Here is a 24,355-nt window from a genome sequence, read left to right as displayed (position 1 = left end):
CCGGATTTCCCCCTTTGACTCTTTCTGCGACACGGCGCACCATCGCCGCAAATAACAACAGGGAGTTTCCAGATGTTCACCCGTTTTCTGGCATCAGCCGCCATTCTGGGCCTGACCGCTGGCATAGCTGCAGCAGAATACAAGCTGACCATTTTGCACACCAATGACATTCACAGCCGGATCGAATCCATCAATAAATACGATTCCACCTGTGACGCCGAGGGCGAGGCCGAAGGCAAGTGTTTCGGCGGCGTTGCACGGCTGAAAACCATCGTCGATGCCCGTCGGGACACGTTGCAGGACCAGAACGTTCTGCTGCTGGATGCCGGTGACCCGTTTCAGGGCTCATTGTTTTATACAACCTATAAAGGTGCGGCAGAGGCCGAGTTCATGGACGCCATCGGTTATGACGCCATGGCTGTCGGTAACCATGAATTTGACGATGGTCCGGAAGGTCTGGCCGCCTTTATCGACGCAGTCAGTTTCCCCGTAATCTCGGGCAATCTCGATCTCTCATCGTCGGCAGAGTTGAAAGGCAAGGTCGACAACCATCTTGTGCTGGATGTCGGCGGCAAGAAAATCGGTATTGTGTCCGCGCTGGCCACCGATACGGTCGATACCTCAAGCCCGGGCGGCGATGTTGTCTTTCAGGACGAAATCGAAAGCCTGCGGGCGGATGTAGCTGCATTGCAGGACGAAGGCGTGGATATCGTCATTGCCCTGAACCATGTGGGCCTGTCCAAGGATATGAAAATCGCCGAGCAGGTGCCGGGCCTGGACCTTGTCATTGGCGGCCATTCGCACACGCTGTTGTCCAACACGCAGGACGGTGCGGCGGGTGCCTATCCGACCATGGTGGGCGATGTCCCGGTCGTGCAGGCCTATGCCTATTCCAAATATCTCGGTGAGATCACGCTGACCTTTGACGATGACGGCAATCTGGTCTCGGCCGAAGGTGAGCCGATCCTGCTGGATGCATCCGTCACGCCTGACCCCGATATCGCAGCCCGCGTGGCCGAAATGGGGGCTCCGATCGAAGAGATGAAGCAGCGCGTGGTTGCCTCTGCCGCTGCTCCGATTGACGGCGCGCGGGACTCCTGCCGCCACATGGAATGCGAGATGGGCAACCTTGTGGCCGACGCGATGCTGGACCGGGTCAAGGATCAGGGCGTTCAGATCGCGATCCAGAATGGCGGCGGTCTGCGGACCAGCATCGACGTGGGCGACATCACCCAAGGCGAAGTTGTTCTGGTTCTGCCGTTCCAGAACACGCTGTCGACCTTCCAGACCGACGGCGCGACCATCAAGGCGGCGCTGGAAAACGGCATGGCGCAGTTCGATGAAGAGGAAAAGAACGGCCGGTTCCCACAAGTCGCGGGGATGCGCTATGAGTTCGATCCCGAAGGTGCGACCAACGAACGGATCACGCTTGTCGAGGTCAACCATGACGGCGAATGGCGGCCGCTTGAGATGGACAAGGTCTATGGCGTGGTGACCAACAACTATGTCCGCAACGGGGGTGACGGGTACAAGATGTTCTCGGGTGACGACAAGAACGCCTATGATTTTGGCCCGGACCTTGCAGATGTCACCGCAGAATACCTTGCCAAGAATGCACCGTATCAGCCTTATCTCGATGGGCGCATAAAGCAGAAATAACCTGCTGGAAATTAAGAATAAAGACCGCCCTGGCCGGGCGGTCTTTGCATTGGAAATCGGGTCAGTCCCAATCGTATTCGGGCCAAAGGTTCGGGTCAAACCCGGCAAGCATGGGCTGAATATGGTCGGCAACTGCACGCCAGCCCCCGACCGATCTGGCCGAGATACCTTCGCGCACCTGATCCACACTGGCGGTCCGCACACGTTTGGTGTTTTTCTCAGGCCGCGTCATCCGATCATGCCATTCGATCCCGCAGAACGCAGCGACGGATCGGCTGTGGGCTTCGGGGTCCTGAACCAGATTTTCATATGAAACAGTCAGAATGCGGTCGCCGAACAGATCATTCCAATGGCTCATGTAACGGCGATACAGGTTGGCCGAATGGGCAATGGCCGCAAGGTCCGAAGCATAGCGCATGCCCCCGACGGGAAACCGGCGGATCCACTTTGACAGCCCGACATCGCGCGGATCGCGCAGCATGTTGATGACCTTAGCGTTCGGGAACGCCGAAAGCAGGAAGCCGACCAGCTGGTAGTTGTGAGGCATCTTGTCGACAAAGGCGACCGATCCGTCGGAGATCGGTGGCATCAGCCGTATGAATTCCTGCGCGTATTCGCGGGCCTCTGCCTCGCCAAAATCCTTGCCGTCATCGATGTAGGGCAAGGACAGATCGATCCCCAAAGCCAGTTCTCCGCACCCGGCAATATCTGGTCCTGCACTCAGCATCATTTCCATCAAAGTGGTGCCCGAACGCGGTTGACCGATTACAAAGATCGGCACCGGTGCGGTGGAATGTCCCGACTTTGCCAACGTCGATGCGTCCGGGAATAGCTGACAAATCCGGTCCAACTTGTTTTCTTCATCCGCAGCGACATAAGGGTTCCCAGCCTGCTGCATCGCGTTGGCGCGGGCAAATTGTGGCAGGGCCGTCTCCAACCCGTCTTGCAGCATTATCAGCTGAGCCTTTGCGAATTCCAGCTTATCGGACGCATGGCCCAGACCGGTTATCGCATCTTCTACCTGTTTCAGCCATTCCGAAGCCTGTTCTTTGGGGGCAACCGACGAGAGTTGCAGCAACGAGGCCTCATGGCCGGGAGATGTCTTCAGAATGTCCCGCAGAATGCGAATGCACCCCGATTTGTCGCCCGCGTGATGCAGGTTCCGGGCCATTTGAAAGGCGACTGCCTCTGATGTCGGGTCCAGTGCATAAGCGCGTTGGATGTCGTCCGTGCTGTGTTGCTCAAAGCCAATACGTTCATATGCGCGGCTGCGGATGGCCAGCACATTTGCATCATCAGGGCGCGTGTTCAGTCGATCCGAGGCGTTTGCAATCACCTCGCGCCAGTTTTTGCCTTTCAGCTCGATTTCATCCACTACCCGCGCAAGTTCCGTGTTGCCGGGAAACTGCTCAAGCTTTCTTTCGGCAAAAGACAAAGCCTGCAGCAACTGACCGGTTTGAAGCAGCGCGTTGGCTAAATTCTCGGCAAATTGCGGATCGTTTGGTTTCTGTTTCGCAGCCGCTGCAAAATGGGGGATGGATTTGCGATACTGCCGTTGTTCGGTCAGAACGAACCCGGCAATGGCGTGGTAATCCGGATCTTTCGGGAATTTTTTTACTCCCAACAGCGCCTTCTTGAGCGCTTGCGGCAGTTTTCCGGCATTGAGATCATCCAGCGCTTTGTTCTTGAGGGATTTCGCTGTTTGATGTGCCATAAGCGCGCAAGACCTGTGCCGGTATGAAAGGATGAGGGGTTCATTGCTGATGTGTGGACGGTTTGCAATAACTCTTCCAAATGATGCGATGGCACAACTGTTTGCCGCGCGCCCGGCAAATGCGCTGCCAGATGTGCCCAATTACAACATTTGTCCAACCAATCAGGTGCATGTGATCCGGTCCTCGGACGGGGTGCGGCGCCTTGATGCGCTGCGGTGGGGGTTTCTTCCGCATTGGTACAAGACCGAAACCGCCGGGCCCCTGCTGATCAACGCGCGGGCCGAGACGCTGGCGGAAAAACCTGCATTCCGTTCGGCTTGTCGGGAACGGCGATGTCTGATCGTTGCGACCGGTTTTTTCGAATGGACCAAAACCGAAGAGGGGCAACGCCTGCCCTGGTACATCCACCGCGCAGATGGCGCACCGATTGCCTTTGCGGGCGTCTGGCAGAATTGGGGAGCCGAAGACAACCGGCAGGGCACATGCGCGATTGTCACGACGCAGGCCAATACCAATCTCGGGGTTATTCATCACCGTATGCCCCTGATCCTTGAACCCGCCGACTGGCCGTTATGGTTGGGCGAATTGGGCAAAGGGGCGGCGCGTCTTATGCGCCCCGGAGCCGAAGATATTTTGCAGTTTCACCGGGTGGATACGGCAGTCAATTCGAACCGCGCCAGCGGGCCGGACTTGATCGCTCCTATCGCGGCCTGACAGTCGTACTTTCATATCGGTTCAACGCAGGATAAACCGTTGGTATGGTTCAGACATTCATCAGCTTGCCTCAGCTTTACGCGCATACGTTCGACGCGGTGATCGACGTGCGCAGCCCGGCGGAATTTGCCGAGGACCACCTGCCCGGAGCGATCAACCTTCCGGTTCTGGACAATGACGAGCGGGCCGAGGTAGGCACCATATATGTCCAGCAAAGCCCGTTTCTGGCCCGCAAACTGGGCGCGGCCCTGGTCTTTCGCAATGCTGCCAATCATATCGAACACCGCCTGTCCCATCATGAGGGCGGTTGGCGACCGCTTGTCTATTGTTGGCGGGGGGGGCAGCGGTCCGGGTCGTTTGCATGGATGTTGCAGCAGATCGGCTGGCGGGCGGATGTGATCGAGGGCGGATATCGGACCTACCGCCGTCTGGTGAACAGATACCTGTATCAAGACCGGCTTCCTCATCGTCTGATCGCGCTGGACGGCTATACCGGCACGGCCAAGACCGAGATTCTGGCGCGGCTGGATGCCCGTGGCGCTCAGGTGCTGGATCTGGAAGGGTTGGCCAATCATCGTGGGTCGCTACTGGGCGAACGACCGGGCGGGCAACCTGCCCAGAAGGCTTTTGAATCCGCGCTGGCCGCTGCGTTATGTGCCTTTGATCCGGCGCGCCCTGTGGTGGTCGAGGCGGAATCGTCCAAGATCGGCACGCTGATCGTCCCGCCTTCGCTTTGGACGGCGCTGTGTGCAGCGCCGCGCATTCAGGTCAACGCGCCGATCGAGGCGCGCACGGCCTATCTGGTCGAAGCTTATGACGATATTCTGTCGGATACTGCTCGGTTGCAGGACCGCCTGTCGCCCCTGCGCTTTCATCGCGGGCATGCGGTGGTCGACGGTTGGCTGACGCTGCTCAGATCAGGCGACAAACACGCGCTGACCCGCGCGCTGATGGAGCAGCACTACGACCCGGCCTATGCGAAGTCCAGCCGCAGCCGAAAGGCTGAAGTCCTTGCGCAGATCGAGGCCCCTTCGCTGCAGGATGCAGGTCTGGAGGCGGCGGTGGACGGGATCGAAGATATTCTGTCTCAGCTTTGAAGGCGCAGACCGGGCTGGTCGGTCAGGTGCCCGATGATGGCCGCGGGGTATCCTGCATGCCGCAACTCTTCGCACAGTTTCTGCGCTTCATCGGGGGGAACGGCGGCCAACAGACCTCCGGCAGTTTGCGGATCGAACAAGAGATCGGCCTTGCCTCCTTCGGGCAGATCATAGGCAATTGCCCGATTGTCGTTGAAGATCGACGAACGGACGCCCCCGCTGCTGAGGTCCAATGCGCCCATCATCAGAGGGACAGCCTCCAGATCAATCGAGGCTCCGCAATCCGAGGCTTCGCACAGGCCGCTCAGGTGGCCCGCCAGCCCAAACCCTGTAACATCCGTCATTGCATGAGCGGCGCTGAGAATCCGCGCGGCCTCGCCCTGTGTCTGTATCATCTGGCGATAGGCTGCAGCGACCCAGGCACCATCGGCCTGACCGGACATCTCGGCGGCCATCAATACGCCGCTGCCCAACGGTTTGGTCAGGATCAGCGCATCCCTGGGTTTGCCACCGGACAGGGTGATCGGATCGTTTTCGCACAACCCGGTGAGGGTAAATCCGATGGTCATCTCGTCACCCATCGAGCTGTGGCCGCCGACAACATCAGCACCGGCTGCGCGCATGGTCTCATCGGCAGTGGCCATGATATCGGCCATGGTGCGATGTTGCAGGTCAGGTGACAAGCGCGGCAGTATGATCGTCACGGTGGCGGCCTGCGGCTGTGCACCCATTGCCCAGATATCCCCCAGTGCGTGTACGGCTGCGATGCGTGTCATCAGGACCGGGTCATCAGTGATGCTGCGCAAATGGTCTGTGGTCATGACCTGCCGCGCCCCGCCAGTTGTCAGCAGGGCCGCATCATCACCGGGCAGGGGCGTTACATCGGTGCGACCGGGCGGGGAAAGACCCTCCAACGCGTTTTGCAACGCACCCCGCCCGACCTTTGCGCCGCACCCGCCGCACAGGGGCGCTTTGCCGAGTGCCTCTTGCAATCCGGCTGCATGGTGCCGTGGCAAAGCCGGCGCTTTCATGCTTGGCAGGTTTCGGAATTTGTTCATGAATGTCTGATCGATGTGGTTTTTCCATTTCCACATCAGGGACCCGCTGAACGAAGTGCCCAGCCGTTCCGCCAACGCTGCCTTACCCCCCAACGAAATCAGCTTGAGATAGTCTTTTTGCGGTTGATACCGCCGCATCTGACCCGCCCCAAGCGCCGCATGCAGGTTGTCGAACAGAACCGGCGCCTCACGGACCGCATAGACCCCGGCTTTGGGGCGCGGGTTGTCTGCAAGATGGGCGCAATCTCCGGCGGCAAAGATCGTGGGCGAGCTGGACTGAAGAAACCCGTTGACCCGAATGTAGCCGTCCTGCAGCTCTAACCCTGACTGTGCCATCCAGTCGTACGGCCGTGCCCCGGCGGCCCCGGTGATGAATGTTGCGGAAATCTGGCGACCGTCCTGTAATACGATCTGGCCTTCAGCGAGGTGCGAGATCGGCGCGTTTTCGATCACCTCGACCCCAAGTGCGTCCATCGCCCGGCGGATGGTGGCAGCGGCCTTGGTCCCTGTGGCCGTCAGGGCCTGCGCATTGTCGATCAGGGTGACCTGCGCGCTGCGTCCTTTGGACTTCAGCGCATGTGCCATGGCCATGACAAGCTCGACCCCGGCCACACCGCCGCCAATGACGGCAACCGAGGCAGGGCCGGTTCCGTCCAGATAACTTGCCCATCGCGCGGCAAACGGACCCAGCGGTTTGGCCGGGATCGCGTGATCACCAAACCCCGGAAGGGCGGGCATGTCGGACGTGATCCCGACATTGACCGACGCGACGTCGAACGCGATCGGAGGATAGCCCGGGACGTGAACCCGCTGCTGCGCACTGTCGATCCCTTCAACGGCCCCCAGAACAACGCGCGCCCCCGCGAACCGGGACAGACGGACCAGATCGATATCCAGCTCCCACCGGTCGTAATGCCCGGCGACGTAACCAGGCAGCATTCCCGAATAAGGCGCGGTGGGACCGGGGTTGATGACCGTCAGCCGCGCACCGGGTAGCGGGTTCATGCCCCATTGTCTCAGTACCAAAGCATGCGTATGCCCGCCGCCTATCAAAACCAGATCGCGGGTCAGAGGCAGCGGTGGTGTATGCATGAGGTTCAGTTCTTGCTGTGGTCAGGGACGTCCTCGACCTGCTCGACCGCGTGCGTGGCCCAAAGTTCATCCTCGCCCGCATCCGGCAGATCGCTGGATTTTTCATGCCGATGAATATGCCATTTGGCAATGAACAGGGCCGTGATCGGAGCGGTCAGGAACAAAAACAGCGTGATCAGCAGTTCATGCAGCGACAGTTTGCCTTCCAGCAGCACCGAATGAGCGATCGAGGCCAGCAAAACGCCGCCCACGCCCAGCGTCGTCGCCTTTGTCGGCGCGTGCAGTCGCGACATCGGGTCTTTCAGCTTGATCATGCCGAACGAGCCGACAAAGCCGAAAATGCCCGAGACAATCAGGAAAAAGGCGATGAACAGTTCGAAGATGAAAGTCATTCCGCCCTCACTCGATGATATTTCCGCGCAGCATGAAGCGCGCATAGGCCACGGTCGAAACGAAGCCCAGCATGGCGATGATCATTGCGGATTCGAAGAAAATCTCGGTTCCCAGGGCAAGGCCATACAGGATCATCAACGCAATCGTGTTGATCACCATCGTATCCAGCGCCAGAACGCGGGTCCCGACACCGTCGGCTGTGATGATCCGCCACAGACACATCATGATGGCGGCTCCGAAGCAGGCGAAGGTAAACCAGATCGCATAGTCCATGATCATTCGAAGATCTCCTTTAGCCTGCGTTCGTACCGGTCTTTGATCTGATCGCGAACTGCTTCGGGATCGGGCGCATCAAGGCAGTGAACCAGAAGGTTGTGCCCTTGCGCAGACAGATCGCAGCTGACCGTTCCCGGGGTCATGGTAATGGTTCCGGCCAGCACCGTGATTGCTTCGGGCGTGCGCAGCTCAAGCGGGATGCAGACCCAGTTCGGCTCTCGATCCGCGTCACGTTTCAGCAATATGATCCGCGCAACAGCGATGTTGGCGATGACGATATCCCACAGAACAACCAGCATGTATTCGACGATCATGGGCCAGTTGCGCAGCTTGGGGCGGTCGGGCCAATAGGGTTGGGTGATGAAGGGAATGATGATTCCCAGGATCAGACCAAACACCAGAGAGTTCAGCGAAGGCGAATTTGCCAGTAAAATCCAGACAAAAGTCAGCAGGACTGTCAGATGCGGGTGCGGAAATATCCTGTGAAGCAATCTGATCATTCGTCCGCTCCCAATACGGCTGAGATGTAGTCATCCGGCGTATACAATTGCGCGGCCGTCTTGCTGGCATATTGTAACGCGGGCCCCGCAAAGAAGGTCAACAGCACAAGTCCCGCGACGGTGCCGAACACTGCGGTAAAGGCGAGGCCAGGTTGCGGTTCAGGGGCGGGCAGAGCCACGACCTCTTCGTCGTTTTCGGGGTCGGGTTCGGTGTTGTGCTGGGCGTCGTGGCTTTTCCAGAAGATCATGGTTCCTGCGCGGGCTAGCCCGACAATTGTAATGAAGGAACCGATCAGGATCACGGCCCAGATCGCGTTGGCATCCGGCGCATCCCGGGCGGCGTCAAGCACCAGCAGCTTGCCGATGAAGCCGGACAGCGGCGGCATTCCGGCCAGAGCGATGGCTCCGACGAAGAACAGGGCTGAGATCAGGCCGCTCTGAGGCATGGGTTTGGAGGGCGAAATCGCGCCGCCCCTGCGCTGCATCACCAGATCAGCCACAAGGAACATCAGCGCCGTCGCCAGCGTCGAGTGGAAGATGTAGTACAGTGCCGCTGCCGCTGCGGTCTCGCTGAACAGCGAAATGGCAATCAGCAGAGTGCCCATTGAGGCGATGGCGCAGAACGCGACCATTCGGGCGATGTGCTTTGATCCCAGAATGCCAATCGCTCCAACAGCCAGGGTCACCAGCGCCGCGGGTTGCAGCCATGATCCGACAAGGCCCTGTGTCACCTCAACCTCGGGACCAAAGGCCAGCGTATACATCCGCAGGATCGAATAAGCCCCGACCTTGGTCATAATCGCAAACAGCGCTGCGACCGGCAGCGGGGCGTTGGCGTAGCTGGCAGGCAGCCAGAAATGCAACGGCAAGACGGCCGCTTTGATGCAGAACACCAGCAGCAGCAAAACAGCACCTACGCGCAAAAGGGCGGTATCCTCGGCCGGGATTTCCGCCACGCGCACCGCCATATCCGCCATGTTCAATGTCCCGGTCACCGCATAGAGCGTGCCGAGGGCAAACAGGAACAGAGTCGAGCCCAGCAGGTTATAGGCCACGTACTGCACACCGGCCTTGAGCCGCACCGCACCGCCACCATGGGTCATCAGACCATAAGACGCGATCAGCAGAACCTCGAAGAACACGAACAGGTTAAATGCGTCACCGGTCAGGAACGCGCCGCACACACCCATAAGCTGGAAGTGGAACAGGGCGTGAAAGTGTTTGCCGCGTTCATCCCAGCCCGAGGCAATGGCATACAGCACAATCGGCAGAGCCAACAGCGCCGTCAGCAGAACCATCATGGCCGAGAGCCGGTCCAGAACCATGACAATCCCGAACGGGGCGGGCCAGTCTCCGAGTTCATAAACCTGAATATCCCCGCCGGTGGCCTGTGCGGTGATGGTCAGGGCGACGCCCAGCAGGCCGACAACACCCGCGACCGAAAAGATGCGCTGCAGGTCCAGATGGTAACGCAGCACCATGATGATGAACGGGGCCAGGATCGCGGGCAGGACGATCGGCGCAACGATCCAGTGATTCATGCGTCTTCTCCCGAAGCGTCCGTGCTGTCGTGGGCGGCCATGTCGATATGGTCATCCTTGGCCGACAGATATGCGCTGAGCGCGATCATCACGATCACCGCCGTCATGCCGAACGAGATCACAATGGCAGTCAGCACCAGCGCCTGCGGCAGCGGATCGGTGTATGGCACGTCCTTGTACTTGTTCAGAACGGCGGGCGCGTCCAGGGCGAGCCGCCCGGTGGCGAACAGGAAAACGTTCACCGCATAGGTGATCAGAGACAGGCCCAGAATGACGGGGAACGTACGGCGGCGCAGGATCAGGAAAATCCCGGCGGCGGTCATCACGCCCACGGCAGAGGCTACAAGCGCTTCCATCAGGCCGGCTCCTTCTCGTTGTCTTCTTCTGGCGGATCATCCCGCAGCGGATTGATGTCCATCGGGAATTCCTGTGCCATGCCCGGTTGCCATGCAAAGCGCGACAGGCTGTCCAGCGCAAGCATCACCGCACCCAGAACAGCAAGGAATACGCCGGTATCGAACAGGATTGCGGTGGCCCATTCAAACTCTTCTAGCGGCGGCCAGTGAATATAGCCGAAATCGCTGGTCAGGAACGGGCGGTCATTGAACCACGCGCCAATCCCGGTGGCTGCCGCAATCAGGACACCCCAGCCGATTGTGCCGTGGTAATAGAACCGCTGCCGCTCAATCGCCCAGGTGTAGCCACTGGCCATGTACTGCATCAGGAAGGCAATCGCCACGATCAGACCCGCGATGAACCCGCCGCCCGGCTGGTTGTGGCCCCGGAAGAAGATATAAGCACCGACCATCAGCGCGATGGGCATCATCACGCGGGTCGCAACCACCATCATCAGCGGGTGTGAATCCCCCGACTGGGGCCAATGCGGTTTGCGGTTCAGAAGATACGCGCGCACGTTGCTGCCCAGCACGGATTCAGTCAGGGCAAAGATGATCAGCGCGGCGATGCCCAGAACGATGATCTCGCCAAACGTATCAAAGCCACGGAAATCCACGAGGATCACGTTCACGACGTTGGTGCCGCCGCCGCCTTTGTAAGAGTTGGCCAGATGGAATTCCGAGATTGTCGGGAAGGCGAAATCGCGCAACATCAGGGCATAGATCAGCGCACCCGTCCCGATCCCCGCGACCACCGAGATGGCTGCGTCGCGCCACCGCCGGGCGGCGCTGCTGTCCCAGGGTGTATCGGTAGGCAGGAAGTTCAGCGACAGCAGAAGCAGGATCATCGTCACCACCTCGACCGAGATCTGCGTCAGGGCCAGATCTGGCGCCGAGAGATAGTTGAAGGCCATCGAGACGATCAGGCCGACCACACCGATCAATACCAGCGACAGCAAACGGTTGCGGTGGAACCACATGATTGCGATCGTCGCGCCCACAAGACAGATCCAGCCAATGATCGGGATGATCGGGGCGGGCAGTGGAACACGCGTTTCGATCCCGATTGTACCGGTGTAATAGCCGTAATACCCAAGCCCGACCGTGAACACGATCATGATGGCCGCATAGCGGCTGAGAACGCCGTTATGCAGCCCGTCGGTGATCCAGCGGCTGAGTTGGGTCAGGGCGTGAATCACCGCCTCGAAGATCACCTTGGCCTCGGGGCGGGGCAGGGTGTTCCAGATCTGCTCGCCGCGTCTGTGCAGGGAAAGCAGGAACAGGCCGCCCAGCGTCGCAACCACTGACATATAAAGCGCCGGTGTGAAGCCGTGCCACAGTTTCAGCGAATAATAAGGCAGCTTTTCCCCACCAATGACCGCGCCTGCCACCACCGCGACCAGAGGGCCGACGATGGCTTTGGAATACAGCCCAATCAGGACGACCAGCACCACCAGGAACGCCGGAGCCAGCCACAGTCCGACAGGCGGGTCGTGCGGATGCGCGGGATACTCGGCACGTTTGGGGCCCAGGAAGACATGGCTGACAAAGCGGAAGGAATAGGCCGCTGAAAATAGTGCAGCCAAAACGGCAAGACCGGGAACCAGATAATGCGAATGCAGCCATGTGGTGTGGGTGGTTTCCTCAAGCATCATTTCCTTTGACAGGAACCCGTTCAGTGGCGGCAGACCTGCCATGGACAGCGCCGCGATAGTTCCGATGGTGAATGTGATCGGCATCAGATGCCGCAACCCGCCCAGTCGCTTGATGTCGCGGGTACCGGTTTCGTGGTCTACGATCCCGGCGGTCATAAACAGGGCGGCTTTGAACGTCGCGTGGTTGATGATGTGGAACACGGCCGCGACGGCGGCGAATTTGGTGCCAAAGCCCAGCAGCATGGTGACCAGTCCCAGATGCGACACGGTGGAAAAGGCCAGCAGCGCCTTGAGGTCGTCCTTGAACAGCGCGATCACTGCGCCAATCAGCATGGTGATCAGCCCCGTGGTGGCCACGATGTAGAACCACGCCTCGGTCCCCGCCAGCACCGGCCACATCCGCGCCATCAGGAACAGGCCCGCTTTCACCATGGTGGCCGAGTGCAGATAGGCCGATACCGGCGTAGGCGCGGCCATGGCGTGCGGCAGCCAGAAATGGAACGGGAATTGCGCCGATTTGGTGAAACAGCCCAGCAGGATCAGGATCAGCGCTGGCAGGTAATACGGCGAAGCCTGGATCAGCTCTTTGTTTTGCAGAATAACGCTCAGATCATAAGAGCCCACGATATTGCCCAGGATCAGCATGCCCGCGATCATCGCCAACCCGCCCGATCCGGTAACGGCCAACGCCATGCGCGCGCCTTGCCGTCCCTCGGGCAGGTGTTTCCAATAGCCGATTAGCAAGAATGAGCTGAGCGACGTAAGCTCCCAGAAAATAAGTAGAAGCAGGATGTTGTCCGACAGAACAATACCCACCATCGCGCCCTGAAACAGCAGCAGATAGGTATAAAACTGCCCCATCGGATCTTCGCGCGACAGGTAGAAGCGTGCGTACAGGATAATCAGCAAACCGATCCCGAGGATGAGCAGCGCAAACAGGAACCCAAGCCCGTCCAGCATGAAATTGGCGTTCAGGCCAAGGCCCGGTATCCAGTCGAACCGTGCGGTCACCACATCTCCGCGCATGACCGAGGGGATGTGGATGAACAAACCGGCCAGCGCCATAAATGTTGTCAGACCTGCTGCCGAGGCAGCTGCGTTTCGTCCTGCCCTGATCAGAAGGGCTGGAAAGACAGCGCCAAGAAAGGGAAGGGCCGCGATGAGGAATAGGGACAAGTGCGATACTCCGGTCTGGGCGGTCGATGTGATCCTGATTTTGTAAAGATAATTTTCTAACTGTCCAGATGTTGCAAGTGATCGCGCAAGCTCTAGAGCTCGGCGCCTGCAACATTTTCTTGCTGAAACCTGACATGATCTTGATCGATCTCTCCGTTTTTGAGGCACAAACCATCGCTTGGCTGTGCTAGAAATGCGGCGAGATGACAGGAGGACGCGGTTTGCCAAACAGGATTAATCGAACACGCCGGTGGATCGTGCTGGGCGGGGCCGCAGCCGTCGCCGGCGGCTTTGCAATCCGCGAATACCGTTTGATTCCGCCAGCCTATGCCGGTGGTCAGCTCAGAGTGCAAGATGCCCATGATGCAGCGGCCTCGGGTGACATCCTGCTGATCGACATCCGCACCCCGCGCGAGTGGCGCGCGTCCGGAGTGGGGGAAGGGGCCTATCCGCTGGATATGCGGCGCGATGACTTCGAAGAGGTTCTGTCTGATCTTGTCGACGGCAATCACGGCGCACCGGTTGCTTTGATCTGCGCGCGCGGCGTGCGGTCGGCCCGGATGAGCAATCGTCTGACGCAGGCCGGGTTCACCAATATCATTGATGTACCCGAAGGTATGTTGGGATCGGCGGCGGGGCCGGGCTGGGTTCGTTCCGGTTTGCCGGTGCGCGATTATGATGAGGCCTCGCAATGATCCGGGCTGTGTCTCTGGCGGCAGCCTTCGCCGTGACCGGTCAAGTGGGTCTGGCTGCTTGCGCCGACCAGGAGGGGATGTGCGAAACCGCGTCGGGGGGCTATCACATTGAATTGCCCGACGCCGACAAGCCGCCTCTGGTCGTGTTTCTGCACGGGTATGGCGGCACTGCGACCGGAACTTTGAAGAACCGTCGCATGGTCGCACCGTTGCTGGCGCGTGGCTATGCGGTGATGGCCCCCGAAGGGTCCGAGCGCAATGGTCGTCAAAGCTGGAACTTCTTTCCGGGCTGGGAAGGGCGGGATGAGACCGCCTTTTTGACCGAAGCCGTGCAGGATGCGTCGGACCGGTTTGGTATCGATCCTGATCGGGTTGTCCTGGGCGGGTTTTCGGCGGGCGCGTTCATGGTTTATTACCTCGCCTGTGCGGCCCCTGAAACCTTTTCGGCCTATGTGCCTGTATCAGGCGGGTTCTGGCGTCCCGACCCGCAAAGCTGCGATGGGCCGGTACGGATGTTCCACACGCATGGCTGGACGGATAACGTCGTTCCGCTGGAAGGACGTATCCTTGGTGGCGGACGTTTCCATCAGGGTGATATCTTTGCAGGGCTGGAAATCTGGCGCGTCGCCAATGAATGCGCCGACACCAAACCCAGTGGCTTTTCCACCACCGGCCAGTTCATGCGCCGGTACTGGGCCGGATGTGCAGAGGGCGGCGCGCTGGAATTTGCGCTGTTTCCGGGCGGTCACACGGTCCCCAAAGGCTGGTCGGACATGATGGTGGATTGGTACGAAGGTTTGCCGGGCGGTTAGGTCACTCGGCCGGGGTCATCACGCCTTTGCCCTCGATCAGGCGTTTCAATTCATCCCGATGACGACGGGCGGACCGGGTGATGGCGGGTTCACGCACGTCCTCTTTCATGCCCATCATACGCCGCGCAGGCCCGGATGAGACACCGCTGAGCGCCGAAAGCGGGATCGCCAGCGCCAGGCTGACGGCAATGGGCGCCAACCAGATTGATACCAGCCCCGACAGAATACCAACGCTCAGCGCAATGCCACTGACGGTTTCCAGAATGTGACACAGAACCAACGTGCGCAGGCTGTAGCTGCCGCCATCGCGTGCCTGCGGAGACCAGCCGTTTTGCACGCCAAATGCGGTGCGGAACACGGCGATCATCTGCTGGACCATCAGGATCGGGGCATAAAGGATCGACAGCAGGACCTCGGCCAGGAATGAGGTCAGGAACTTGCCACCGCCGCCAAACTCGGCATAACGCACCCCGCTCAGCGGCAGGGCCAGAACACCCAGCACCTTGGGGGCCAGCAGCATCGCATACATTACAAGAATGATCAGAACATGCCGGGTCTCTGACATCTCGGGCCATTGAGGGAACAGCGGGTTATCAGGGCTGAAATAATACAGGACCGAGGCGTCTTCGCCCTGACCGATCAGCGCCCACATCACCAGCAATGCAAACCACAGTGGGGACATCAGATAGCCGACTGCACCGTGGAACATGTGAAAACGCGACACGGCCCGGAACCCGGTCGAGCCCAGCAGCTTGAGATGTTGCAGATTGCCCTGACACCAGCGCCGGTCGCGCAAGGCGTGGTCGATCAACGTAGGCGGTGTTTCCTCGTAAGACCCGCGGATGCGCGGCAGAAAACGCACGCCCCAACCGGCGCGGCGCAGCAGGCCGGCCTCGACGAAATCATGGCTCATGATCAGCTTTTCCTGACCGCTGAACGAACGCAGCTTGGGAAGCCCGGCGCTTGAGGCAAAAGCCTGGGTGCGAATGATGGCGTTATGACCCCAATAGTTGCCCTCTTGCCCGCACCAGCGGGCCAGACCTTCGGCGAAGGCGATGCCATAGACACCATTGGCGAATTGCTGCATTCGAGCAAAGACCGATTGCGCGCCGATCAGTTGCGGGTAGCTTTGGATCAGCCCGGCACCGGGATCACGTGCCAGGGCGTCGGTCAGGCGGGTGATGGCACGACCGGTCATCAGGCTGTCGGCATCCAGCACCAGCATCGCGTCCCAATCGCCCCCCCACCGGCTGACCCAATCGGCGATATTGCCAACCTTGCGGTCGGTGTTTTCTTCGCGCCTGCGGTAGTACAGCTCCAGTCCGGGCGCGAGTGTGGTGCGCAAAGCCTCGATACTGGCCTGTTCCTGCGCGGCGATTTCAGGATCGCGCGTATCGGACAGGATGAACATGGCATAGTGGTGCTGACCGCCGCGCCTTTGCAGGTCCTCCAGCATGGTGCGGGCGTTGCCCAGAACGTTCCATGGCACCTCGTTATAGACCGGCATCAGCAGGGCAACCCGCAGAGGCTGCGCGCGGCCCTGACGCTTGGGCGGTTCTTGGCGGGACAGGGACGCCATGCCCAGCAACACGGTGCAGACCGTGAAGGATATCCAGAAGAAGTTGAACGAGATCAGCGCCAGCAGGATGCCTTCGACAAGGTTGATCCCTTCGGCCCCGAACCAATCTGACATAACCCAAAGCAACCCCAGCGTGGCCACCATCGCGGGCGAAAACGCCAGCGTGCGCCAGAATCCGGCTGAGGCGCGCTTGCCTTGCGGGACCTGTGCATCGCGAAAACCGGCACTGAAGTTTTGCGCGGGCATCGCCAGAGGGGCCTCGGGCGGCATGATATGCAAATCGCGGCTCATGTGGTCCAACGGTAAAGCCAGACTTCGGATGCAGGTTGTCTGTCCTTCAACAACTGCGCGCGCAGCTCGACATGGTTGCGGTCGCCGGGTTGGAAGGAAAAAGCCAGACGCATACCACCGGTGTCGGGGTTGCGTTGCAGAACACCATCCGAGGTCTCGGCATGGGGCGAGTCGACAAAGATGGTCAGCGCTTCGAGGTCGTCGAACAGGTCGCTGTCTTCAAAGTCGATGACGGCCAGTCGACCCTCACCAAAGGTGTTTTCGCCCATTGCGGTGTTGATCACGCGCGGCATCGGCGTGCGTTGCGGTTCTTCGCCCCAGATCAGACGGTAAGACAGATCGACCTGACTGCCCGCCGCATAGGGTTCCGCGGGGCGCCAATACGCGACGATATTGTCATAGATTTCCTGATCGGCGGGAATTTCCACCAGCGTGACGGTGCCTTTGCCCCAATCGCCATTGGGTTCGACCCACAGGCCGGGGCGCTTGTGGTAGTTCGCCTCAAGATCGGCATAGTCCGAGAACTTGCGTTTCCGCTGCATCAGGCCGAACCCGCGTGGGTTCAGGTCGACAAACGAGGAAATCTGCAGTCGGGTCGGGTTGGCCAGCGGACGCCACAGCACTTCTCCGGCCCCGTTGCGGATGAGCAGCCCGTCGCTGTCATGCACGGCGGGGCGGAAATCGTCGAACCGGCTGTGGTTGGTCTGGTCGAACAGGAACATCGAGGTGCCGGGCGCGATGCCCACATGAGGCAATTCTTCGCGGGGGAACAACGTGGCCTCGACATCCATGATGCAATCCGCACCCGCTGTGACATTGAACCGATACGCTCCGGTCACGCTGGGGCTGTCCATCAGGGCGTGGACGACCATGTCGCGCTGACCCGGTTTGGGACGTTCCAGCCAGAAACGGATGAATTCGGGGAATTCCTCACCATCCGGGTCGCCGGTTTTCAACGCCAGACCGCGCGCGGACAGCCCGTAAACTTCGTGTAGTCCAATGGCGCGGAAATAGCTGGCCCCCTGCCAGACGCAGAATTCATCGGTCTTGCCGGGACGGTGCATTTCAGTGCGCAGGCGCAGGCCGGAAAAGCCCAGCGTGTCGTCGATGGGCAGTTGAGGCACGTCCTCGGACTTGTCGAACATGGACAAGTCAAAGCTGACAGGCGTGGTCATCCCGTCCTCGACCGTCGAGACTTTGACGGTGCGCGGGAAGTACAGGCCGGGAGTGAAGAAATCGACGTTGAAGGGTGTCTCGGTCTCGTACCACAGCGCGCGGTCAAGCCGGAACCGGATCGAGCGGTACTGCTGATACGTCAGGTCCTGCCATTCCTGCGGGACCATTTCGCGCTCGGCATAGGGTCGGCTGGCCATGTCGCGGGCCAGCGCAATCACGTCGTTACGGTCAAAGGGGACCTCGCCGCCGACGGCGAACGTGGCCGGAGCAAAGGCAAGGGCCGAGGTGGATGCCAGAAATGCGCGTCGTGTAAAATTCATTTCTTCGATTTCCAGGGATGAGACTTAAACCACGCGGCCAGATAGGCCACGCCGATGATCATGGCAAAGCCAATCATGTTGGCGATGAAAACACTGGCAACATCCCGCCCACTCAGATCCAGTCCAACACCGATAAGCCGTGCTGCTGCCATGGAAAATACGAACACCGCCAGTGATTGCTGACCCACTTTGGTGATCACTGTCAGCAGGAACTGCCAGACCCGCGCTGCCGCGCCGTGGCCGGTGGCGATCAGGCGGTGGCCGTGTTCACCTGCCACAACCCAGCCCAGATAAGCCAGCGACAGGAAGTGAATATAGCGGAACAGGCCAAAGTCGGATTTGTTGCGGAACTCCTTGGTGACGGGCCAGACCTTGCGGATTTCATCGGCGAGATCCGGAAATCCCGCGTTGATCCAGGTGAACACTTTCCAGGACCCGAAGGGCATCGACAGGATCAGAAACAGCGCTGCGGCCCAAATCAGGGTTTTCGACACTGGCGGTGCCGGAATCCAGCCCCGCATGAAGGCGAAGCCCGTGAAGAACAATAACTGCCAGCCAAAGGGGTTGAAGAACCATTGCCGTTCCGACCAGGGCTCGGCCGGAAGATCAAGGTAGTCGAACTGCGCGATCAGCCAGATCGTGACCGAGGCCGCAGCCACCGCCCAGAAGCCTATGCGATGCAAGCCCATGAAAAGGGGCATCATCGCCAGAACCACCAGATACATCGGCAGGATGTCAAAATAGTTCGGCACATAGGTCAGGGTGAACAGGCCAACGATCTGCGGGGCAGGGTCATTGAAAAAATGCTGCAGGTTCAGGGACGAGATATAGGTTTTCTCAAACAATCCCGTCTGGTCCAGCGCGGCCATCGACATGGCCACAAAGAAGAACAGGCAGATATGCGCCCAATAGACCTGCCAGATGCGGAAGGCCACACGTGCGGTTCCCAGCAACCACCCCCTGCGGGCAAACGCGCCGCCAAACGCAATGGCCGAGGCCATGCCCGAGCAGAACACAAAAATCTCGGTCGCGTCCGAGAAACCGAACCGTGCCGGTATCCACTTGGCCCATGGGTCGTTCGGAATGTGGGCAATCAGGATGATGAACATCGCGATGCCTCGATAAAAATCCAGACGAGGGTCGCGCGTGCGGGCAGGGGTGGCCGCCGAGGCCGCCACCGGTGCAAAATCAGAAGCGGGCGATGCAGTCGCCATACGAGTTCTGTCCTTCTTAGTCTTTTTGTTATTCGGCGGGGACGCTTTGCGCGCCTCCGCTGTCGCGGGCCGCGGCTATCAGTTCGCGGCGCGCCAGGGCATAGTTGTCCTCACCACCCGCGCGCTTGGCACGGCGGTCGTCCAGGATGCGTTCGACATCATGCAGACGCCCTGCACGCAGACCGGAATCGATGGTGATGCGCTCAAAAACATCGCGCTGGGCGTGGCTGCCACCGGCCAGTTGCATCGATCCGCGAGCAGCGGACAGGTGGGTGAAGGCAGTGTCATACTGGCCGTCGCCGAAGGCCTCAAGCCCCCGGGCCGCAGCCAGACCCGGATCGGCCATGCGGCGGGCAGTGTCGTCCTTGGACTGTTGCGCATCCTTGTGGATACGACCCAGCATTCGGGCGGTGGCATCGGGGCGGTTATCGCCGGTCAGGGCCAGCAGATAGTGCAGGTCGGCAAAGATCAGGCAGCCATCCTCGGTCCGGGCGGCGCTGAGGTCCGCCAGCTCTTCCCAGCGGTCACCCACATTCACGCCTTCCAGTTCTAGCCGTGACAACAACGAGGTCGCGTTCGAGATGTCGCGGTAATCGCCGGTCTTGTCCTTCCGGATCTGGTGATCATACAGCTCCATCACCTGATCGACCTGACCCAGATCCAGATGCATCAGGGCCTTGTGCCACCAGACATGATAGCGGAAGTTGTTGCAATGCGCCCAGGCCTGTTCCCGGCCCGACAGCCAGTCCAGACCCTGCGCGGCGTTGCCGGTCATGTCATGCACATGCGCCACGGCGTGAAGACCCCAGGCATCGTCCGAAGCCATCCACAGCGCCTGACGGCCTGCAATCTCGGCCTTCTCGTAAGCGCCGGTTTCCTCAAGCGCAAACGCGTGGCATCCCAGCAAATACCCGCGCCCGGCATGATCGGGCGCATAGGCGGGCATCACGCGCTCGATCGAGCGGCGCATGCCTTGCGCGTCCCCCAGTACGAACCGGGTGGCATGGCTAAGTTTCATCGCAAGCGAATCCTGCGGATGATCGCGCAGGATTGCTTCGAATTTCTGAACCGCCTGGCTCTGTTGACCGGCCAGCCACAAAGACAGCGCATCGACATACAGCCGCTCGCGCGCCGAAATCGACTGACGCTCCATCGCAGCGTTGGCAGCGGCGAGGGAGTCGACGGCCACATAGATCATCTCGCGACGGCCCAGAAGTACCATGAACAGGCCTTTGACCGCATGACCCAACGCAAAGTCGGGCTCAAGCTCCAGCACCTTTCCCAGATGTTGAGGCGTGACCGCTGCATGCGCCATGAACCCGAGCAGAACACCGTTCCACGCCTCGACACTCGTCGTTTGGCTGATGGTGTTCATCTGTCCAAAAACGTCTTGTTTCATGCTCGAGGTCCATTCCACTTGCGGTTTTTTACAATATTCGACTTATCAGAGACTCTAGCGGGGTCGTATCAGTATCGACCTTGCTCTCGAATTGGTGAAAGCATGTGTGTGCAAAACGTGAAAAAAACCGCCGATTCAACGGCATGTTTCAGCAACATGCCGCCGAATTAGGCAGAGTGTTTCAATCTTCAAACGGGTTTTCGGCGCTTAGAACGGCCTTGGTGTCGGCCCCAAAGACGGGTGGTGCGGTGCGATATGTTACCGGTGTGCGCGACAGTTTGAGAGGATTCCCGATCAGCTGAACTTTGGCCGGTGCGGCCTGCATTGCGATCTGCATCTGGCGCGCGGCAACCTGATCGGTCGCAAAGACCTGATCAACGGTTTGAACCGGACCTACTGGGACTTTGCGGGATTCCAGTTCGGAAATGACGCTGGACGTATCGTAAGCCTTTACCGCCGGACGCAAAACTGCATTCAGAGCGTCGCGGTTTTCCAGCCGAGCCGGGTTGGTTGCAAACCGGGCGTCTTCGGCCAGGTCCGGACGCCCGATAAAGTCGCAAAAACGGGAGAACTGGCTGTCGTTGCCGACCGCAAGGATCACGTGACCGTCCGCTGTTTCATAGACATCATATGGGACAATGTTGGGATGGCCATTGCCCCGGCGCTGCGGGACATGGCCCGAGGTCAGGTAATTCACGCCCTCGTTGATCAGCCACGCAACCTGCGCATCAACCAGCGCCAGATCGATCTGCTGGCCTTCTCCGGTCTGGTCCCGGTGACGCAGCGCGGCCAGAATGCCGACGCTTGCATACATGCCGCACATGACATCCGCGATGCCCACGCCCACTTTCATCGGTGCACCGTCAGGGTCGCCGGTCAGGGACATGATGCCGCCATAGCCCTGCGCCATAAGGTCATAACCCGGTTTTGACGCGTTTGGCCCGTCTTGCCCGTAGCCCGAGATCGAACAATAGACGAGGCCGGGATACGCTTGCGACAGGGATTCGTAATCCAACCCGTATTTGGCCAGGCCACCGGGTTTGAAATTCTCGATCAGAATATCGGCGTGCCCGGCCAGCCGCCGGATTTCGGCCTGACCTTCGGCAGTGGTTATATCGATGGCCACCGATTTCTTGTTACGGTTGGCCGACATGAAATAAGCACTGAGGTCCGACGGGTTCCCATCAGCATCCGTCACGTAGGGCGGTCCCCATTGCCGGGTATCGTCGCCACCTGTCGCCGGGTTTTCGATCTTGATGACGCTGGCGCCCAGATCCCCCAGCAACTGCGTGCAGGTCGGCCCGGCAAGAATCCGCGACAGGTCGAGTACCTTGACGCCCTTCAACGGCCCCTCAGATCCGGCCATCATAACCTCCACGGTCGATTTCAGCGGCAATGACGGTGAAATTATCTGCAGATACAGCAGCTTTCAACGCGGCACGCAACTCGTCACGGTTGCGCACGGTGTGGCCGTTCCCACCAAAGGCGCGGCCCATCGCGGCAAAGTCGTGGCGGTCGAAATCCACACCTGTGTTGCCCATCTGGCGCTGGCGCTGTTTCAGCTCGATCAGCGCAAGGCTGGCGTCGACAAAAACCAGAAAGATCGGGTTGCCGCCCATCTCGGCGGCGGTCGAAAGCTCGCCCGCGACCATCAGGAAACCGGCATCGCCTGAAAAGCTGATCACCGGGCGGTTCGGCTCGGCCAGTTTCAATCCGATGGCCATTGGCACGGCGCAACCCATGGTACACAGCGCCGAGGACTGGATCAGCCCGCGTTCTTCGGTACACGCCCACATCTGGCTCAGCAAAATGCGGTGTGCGCCGCTGTCGGCTGTGGCCAGCGTGTCGGATGGAAGCACGGCGCGGGTTTCTGCGATCACGGCGGCGGGGCCCCAGCCCTCATCGGTCGGGAACGCCCGGGCGAGTGCGGCTTTGACCAGTGCAGGTTCACCACCGGGCCATGTTGTGCGGGCAGCGTTGCCTTTGGCGATGGCCTCAAGCGTGGCCCCGGTATGCGCCACCAGATTCAAGCCCGCCTGATGCATATAATGGTCGTTGGGCACAGCCGAGATATCGATGACCCGCTTTTCGTCGGGGTCCCAGATTTCGCGCCAGCCGGGACGCATCTCGATCGGGTCATATCCCAGACACAAAACCAGATCGGATTGCTCGACCAGTGGCACCAGATGTTTGTCAGCCAGCGGAGAAAGCCCGGCACCGCCAAGACATAGCGGATGATCCTCAGATACAACGCCTTTGGCTTTGTAGGTGGTCACAAAGGGAATATTGAAATGTTCCAGAAACGCCTGCACCACGTTACGCGACTCGTCATACAAGACATCCAAACCGACAATCGCGATGGGACGTTCTGCTTCGGAGACCCAGCGGCGGGCCTTTTCGACACAGTTCCCCTCGGGTGCGACGGCGGCAATCATGGCGCGGCGGCGTGGTTTCACACCGGACACACGCGTGTCGGCAACCGAGATCGGCACGTCGATATGCACCGGGCCGGGGCGCGGCTGGTTGGCCAGTGTAACCGCCTTATCCGCCACGATATCCGCACCCTTGGCGGTCAGCGTAAACGTTCCCTTGGTGATCGAACGAAAGACCTGTGCATGATCCATGACCTGATGCGTATAGGTCAGTGCCTCATCCGCATCCACGCAGCCGGTCAGCACGATCATCGGCACCCGGTCCTGCAACGCGTTGGCCACCACGTTGATCCCGTTCATCGCACCGGGGCCAAGCGTGGCCACCAGTATCGCGGGCGCGCCATCGCGGTGGTGCACAGCCTCGGCCATGAACCCGGCGGCGTTTTCATGTTTGGTCAGGTGGAAGGTGATCCCGGCCTGCTCCAGCGCGTCGACCAATGTCAGGACCTCGCCCCCGGGCATGCCGAAGGCGTGGCGACACCCGGCCTCGTACAGGCGTTGGGCCAGAAGATCCGCAGCGCGCGGCGAGAGGTCCTGCATCAGTTATGCTCCGAGAAAGTGTTTCACAGCAGATTGCGGAGGACCGTCCCGGACGCAAGGCGGATCACGCCAGTGTGACTATTTGACTGCCGTTTCAGCTATCGTTTGAAATTTGCCGTCCAGTTCTTCCGCTATATCCCGCAGGGGTTCCCCGCCTTCAGGGACATAGGGCGCAAAGACGAAGCTTGGAGTCTTGTAGGACAAAGTGGCTGTGCCATTGTCATTTTCGGTCACGTAAAAGCGGATTGGAGCCTCGATCATCGCGTTCACCGAGGTTTCCAGCACCCGAACAGCGTAATCGTTATTGAAAACGCCGATCACCCGGTTGCCAGGAATGGTGATGCCACGCGACGCGGCGGCTTTGGTCGGGCCGGCCTGCGTGACCACGATCAGGCCGTTCGCCTTGACCGCAGCCCGCGTGTCCGCGACCAGTTGGTCATAAGACTTGTCGGTCGGATAGGAGGCCCAGCCTGACAGTGGCTGTTGTGCCGAGGCGGGCAGGGCCAGCAAGGCAAGTGCGATCGAAAGTGCTTTCATCTGTTGGCCCTCCTGTGACGGTCAGCTGAGTGATGACAGAAAAGCGATGAAACCGGGCTCACAATCTCGTGGGAGGTATAGGGGTTTTG

General features: G+C 60.0%; 20 protein-coding genes. 5 read left to right on the top strand and 15 right to left on the bottom strand.

All coding sequences use genetic code 11. The annotated features are described in order from the left end of the window. The first annotated feature begins 72 nt into the window (after positions 1–72). Positions 73–1,659, top strand: a complete 1,587-nt coding sequence (locus ACRZ9X_RS01900; protein ID WP_480515636.1) for a bifunctional metallophosphatase/5'-nucleotidase — start codon at positions 73–75, stop codon at positions 1,657–1,659. Positions 1,660–1,720: 61 nt separating this feature from the next. On the opposite strand, the gene ACRZ9X_RS01895 is transcribed toward ACRZ9X_RS01900, so the two are convergent. After that, positions 1,721–3,373: a tetratricopeptide repeat-containing sulfotransferase family protein gene (locus tag ACRZ9X_RS01895; protein ID WP_480515634.1), complete on the bottom strand. Its 1,653-nt coding sequence runs from the start codon at positions 3,371–3,373 to the stop codon at positions 1,721–1,723. Positions 3,374–3,422: 49 nt separating this feature from the next. Between ACRZ9X_RS01895 and ACRZ9X_RS01890 the strand changes: the two genes are divergently transcribed. Together ACRZ9X_RS01890 and mnmH are read left to right on the top strand one after the other, a co-directional pair. Further along, positions 3,423–4,088 carry an SOS response-associated peptidase gene (locus ACRZ9X_RS01890; protein ID WP_480515632.1) on the top strand — a complete coding sequence of 222 codons (666 nt, stop codon included), beginning with the start codon at positions 3,423–3,425 and terminating at the stop codon, positions 4,086–4,088. Positions 4,089–4,132: 44 nt separating this feature from the next. Further along, positions 4,133–5,185 carry a tRNA 2-selenouridine(34) synthase MnmH gene (gene mnmH / locus ACRZ9X_RS01885; protein WP_480515631.1) on the top strand — a complete coding sequence of 351 codons (1,053 nt, stop codon included), beginning with the start codon at positions 4,133–4,135 and terminating at the stop codon, positions 5,183–5,185. On the opposite strand, the gene selD is transcribed toward mnmH, so the two are convergent. From selD to ACRZ9X_RS01850, 7 genes are read right to left on the bottom strand one after another with little or no spacing between them, the layout of a single operon-like run. Further along, positions 5,176–7,335: a selenide, water dikinase SelD gene (gene selD / locus ACRZ9X_RS01880; RefSeq protein ID WP_480515629.1), complete on the bottom strand. Its 2,160-nt coding sequence runs from the start codon at positions 7,333–7,335 to the stop codon at positions 5,176–5,178. The two genes, mnmH and selD, sit on opposite strands and share 10 nt — an antisense overlap. Positions 7,336–7,340: 5 nt before the next feature. Next, a complete protein-coding gene (locus tag ACRZ9X_RS01875) occupies positions 7,341–7,727 on the bottom strand; it encodes a Na+/H+ antiporter subunit G (RefSeq protein WP_480515627.1) in 387 nt (128 codons plus the stop codon). A gap of 7 nt (positions 7,728–7,734) precedes the next feature. Further along, positions 7,735–8,007: a K+/H+ antiporter subunit F gene (locus ACRZ9X_RS01870; protein WP_480515625.1), complete on the bottom strand. Its 273-nt coding sequence runs from the start codon at positions 8,005–8,007 to the stop codon at positions 7,735–7,737. Beyond that, positions 8,004–8,504: a Na+/H+ antiporter subunit E gene (locus ACRZ9X_RS01865; protein WP_480515623.1), complete on the bottom strand. Its 501-nt coding sequence runs from the start codon at positions 8,502–8,504 to the stop codon at positions 8,004–8,006. The genes ACRZ9X_RS01870 and ACRZ9X_RS01865 overlap by 4 nt, the downstream gene beginning before the upstream one ends. Continuing rightward, positions 8,501–10,045: a monovalent cation/H+ antiporter subunit D gene (locus ACRZ9X_RS01860; protein ID WP_480515621.1), complete on the bottom strand. Its 1,545-nt coding sequence runs from the start codon at positions 10,043–10,045 to the stop codon at positions 8,501–8,503. The genes ACRZ9X_RS01865 and ACRZ9X_RS01860 overlap by 4 nt, the downstream gene beginning before the upstream one ends. Then, positions 10,042–10,401: a Na+/H+ antiporter subunit C gene (locus ACRZ9X_RS01855; RefSeq protein WP_480515619.1), complete on the bottom strand. Its 360-nt coding sequence runs from the start codon at positions 10,399–10,401 to the stop codon at positions 10,042–10,044. The genes ACRZ9X_RS01860 and ACRZ9X_RS01855 overlap by 4 nt, the downstream gene beginning before the upstream one ends. Then, entirely contained in the window at positions 10,401–13,271 is a 2,871-nt protein-coding gene (locus ACRZ9X_RS01850) for a monovalent cation/H+ antiporter subunit A (protein WP_480515617.1), read from the bottom strand. Before ACRZ9X_RS01850 ends, ACRZ9X_RS01855 begins: the two co-directional genes overlap by 1 nt. A 203-nt stretch (positions 13,272–13,474) precedes the next feature. Between ACRZ9X_RS01850 and ACRZ9X_RS01845 the strand changes: the two genes are divergently transcribed. Then, on the top strand, positions 13,475–13,966 hold the full coding sequence (locus tag ACRZ9X_RS01845) for a rhodanese-like domain-containing protein (RefSeq protein ID WP_480515615.1): 492 nt from the start codon (positions 13,475–13,477) through the stop codon (positions 13,964–13,966). Further along, complete coding sequence (locus ACRZ9X_RS01840) at positions 13,963–14,778, top strand: CE1 family esterase (RefSeq protein WP_480515613.1); 816 nt, start codon at positions 13,963–13,965, stop codon at positions 14,776–14,778. The genes ACRZ9X_RS01845 and ACRZ9X_RS01840 overlap by 4 nt, the downstream gene beginning before the upstream one ends. 1 nt (position 14,779) lies before the next feature. Here ACRZ9X_RS01840 and mdoH read toward each other — a convergent pair whose 3' ends face one another. The 7 genes from mdoH to ACRZ9X_RS01805 form a co-directional block, all read right to left on the bottom strand. After that, positions 14,780–16,648 (bottom strand): glucans biosynthesis glucosyltransferase MdoH, encoded by a 1,869-nt coding sequence (gene mdoH / locus ACRZ9X_RS01835; RefSeq protein ID WP_480515611.1) that lies wholly within the window; start codon positions 16,646–16,648, stop codon positions 14,780–14,782. After that, positions 16,645–18,144 (bottom strand): OpgD/OpgG family glucan biosynthesis protein, encoded by a 1,500-nt coding sequence (locus ACRZ9X_RS01830; protein WP_480515609.1) that lies wholly within the window; start codon positions 18,142–18,144, stop codon positions 16,645–16,647. The genes mdoH and ACRZ9X_RS01830 overlap by 4 nt, the downstream gene beginning before the upstream one ends. After that, positions 18,141–19,358: an OpgC family protein gene (locus ACRZ9X_RS01825; RefSeq protein ID WP_480515607.1), complete on the bottom strand. Its 1,218-nt coding sequence runs from the start codon at positions 19,356–19,358 to the stop codon at positions 18,141–18,143. The genes ACRZ9X_RS01830 and ACRZ9X_RS01825 overlap by 4 nt, the downstream gene beginning before the upstream one ends. Positions 19,359–19,386: 28 nt before the next feature. Continuing rightward, complete coding sequence (locus ACRZ9X_RS01820) at positions 19,387–20,757, bottom strand: tetratricopeptide repeat protein (protein WP_480515605.1); 1,371 nt, start codon at positions 20,755–20,757, stop codon at positions 19,387–19,389. Between the two features lie 181 nt (positions 20,758–20,938). Further along, complete coding sequence (locus ACRZ9X_RS01815) at positions 20,939–22,123, bottom strand: CaiB/BaiF CoA transferase family protein (protein WP_480515604.1); 1,185 nt, start codon at positions 22,121–22,123, stop codon at positions 20,939–20,941. Further along, positions 22,110–23,729, bottom strand: coding sequence for a thiamine pyrophosphate-binding protein (locus tag ACRZ9X_RS01810; RefSeq protein ID WP_480515602.1), 1,620 nt, complete (start codon positions 23,727–23,729; stop codon positions 22,110–22,112). The genes ACRZ9X_RS01815 and ACRZ9X_RS01810 overlap by 14 nt, the downstream gene beginning before the upstream one ends. 78 nt (positions 23,730–23,807) lie before the next feature. Further along, positions 23,808–24,266 (bottom strand): DUF302 domain-containing protein, encoded by a 459-nt coding sequence (locus ACRZ9X_RS01805; RefSeq protein WP_480515600.1) that lies wholly within the window; start codon positions 24,264–24,266, stop codon positions 23,808–23,810. Between the last annotated feature and the right edge of the window lie 89 nt (positions 24,267–24,355).

The organism is Ruegeria sp. AL1, assembly GCF_056540905.1.
The sequence above is the reverse complement of the archived record's forward strand: the minus strand, read 5'-3'. Positions and strand labels throughout refer to the sequence as shown.

Bases quoted from the DNA above. Each gene is read 5' to 3' on its own strand.
- ACRZ9X_RS01900 (WP_480515636.1), top strand. From the start codon at position 73: ATGTTCACCCGTTTTCTGGCATCAGCCGCCATTCTGGGCCTGACCGCT.
- ACRZ9X_RS01895 (WP_480515634.1), bottom strand. From the start codon at position 3,373: ATGGCACATCAAACAGCGAAATCCCTCAAGAACAAAGCGCTGGATGAT.
- ACRZ9X_RS01890 (WP_480515632.1), top strand. From the start codon at position 3,423: ATGTGTGGACGGTTTGCAATAACTCTTCCAAATGATGCGATGGCACAA.
- mnmH (WP_480515631.1), top strand. From the start codon at position 4,133: ATGGTTCAGACATTCATCAGCTTGCCTCAGCTTTACGCGCATACGTTC.
- selD (WP_480515629.1), bottom strand. From the start codon at position 7,335: ATGCATACACCACCGCTGCCTCTGACCCGCGATCTGGTTTTGATAGGC.
- ACRZ9X_RS01875 (WP_480515627.1), bottom strand. From the start codon at position 7,727: ATGACTTTCATCTTCGAACTGTTCATCGCCTTTTTCCTGATTGTCTCG.
- ACRZ9X_RS01870 (WP_480515625.1), bottom strand. From the start codon at position 8,007: ATGATCATGGACTATGCGATCTGGTTTACCTTCGCCTGCTTCGGAGCC.
- ACRZ9X_RS01865 (WP_480515623.1), bottom strand. From the start codon at position 8,504: ATGATCAGATTGCTTCACAGGATATTTCCGCACCCGCATCTGACAGTC.
- ACRZ9X_RS01860 (WP_480515621.1), bottom strand. From the start codon at position 10,045: ATGAATCACTGGATCGTTGCGCCGATCGTCCTGCCCGCGATCCTGGCC.
- ACRZ9X_RS01855 (WP_480515619.1), bottom strand. From the start codon at position 10,401: ATGGAAGCGCTTGTAGCCTCTGCCGTGGGCGTGATGACCGCCGCCGGG.
- ACRZ9X_RS01845 (WP_480515615.1), top strand. From the start codon at position 13,475: ATGACAGGAGGACGCGGTTTGCCAAACAGGATTAATCGAACACGCCGG.
- ACRZ9X_RS01840 (WP_480515613.1), top strand. From the start codon at position 13,963: ATGATCCGGGCTGTGTCTCTGGCGGCAGCCTTCGCCGTGACCGGTCAA.
- mdoH (WP_480515611.1), bottom strand. From the start codon at position 16,648: ATGAGCCGCGATTTGCATATCATGCCGCCCGAGGCCCCTCTGGCGATG.
- ACRZ9X_RS01830 (WP_480515609.1), bottom strand. From the start codon at position 18,144: ATGAATTTTACACGACGCGCATTTCTGGCATCCACCTCGGCCCTTGCC.
- ACRZ9X_RS01825 (WP_480515607.1), bottom strand. From the start codon at position 19,358: ATGGCGACTGCATCGCCCGCTTCTGATTTTGCACCGGTGGCGGCCTCG.
- ACRZ9X_RS01820 (WP_480515605.1), bottom strand. From the start codon at position 20,757: ATGAAACAAGACGTTTTTGGACAGATGAACACCATCAGCCAAACGACG.
- ACRZ9X_RS01815 (WP_480515604.1), bottom strand. From the start codon at position 22,123: ATGGCCGGATCTGAGGGGCCGTTGAAGGGCGTCAAGGTACTCGACCTG.
- ACRZ9X_RS01810 (WP_480515602.1), bottom strand. From the start codon at position 23,729: ATGCAGGACCTCTCGCCGCGCGCTGCGGATCTTCTGGCCCAACGCCTG.
- ACRZ9X_RS01805 (WP_480515600.1), bottom strand. From the start codon at position 24,266: ATGAAAGCACTTTCGATCGCACTTGCCTTGCTGGCCCTGCCCGCCTCG.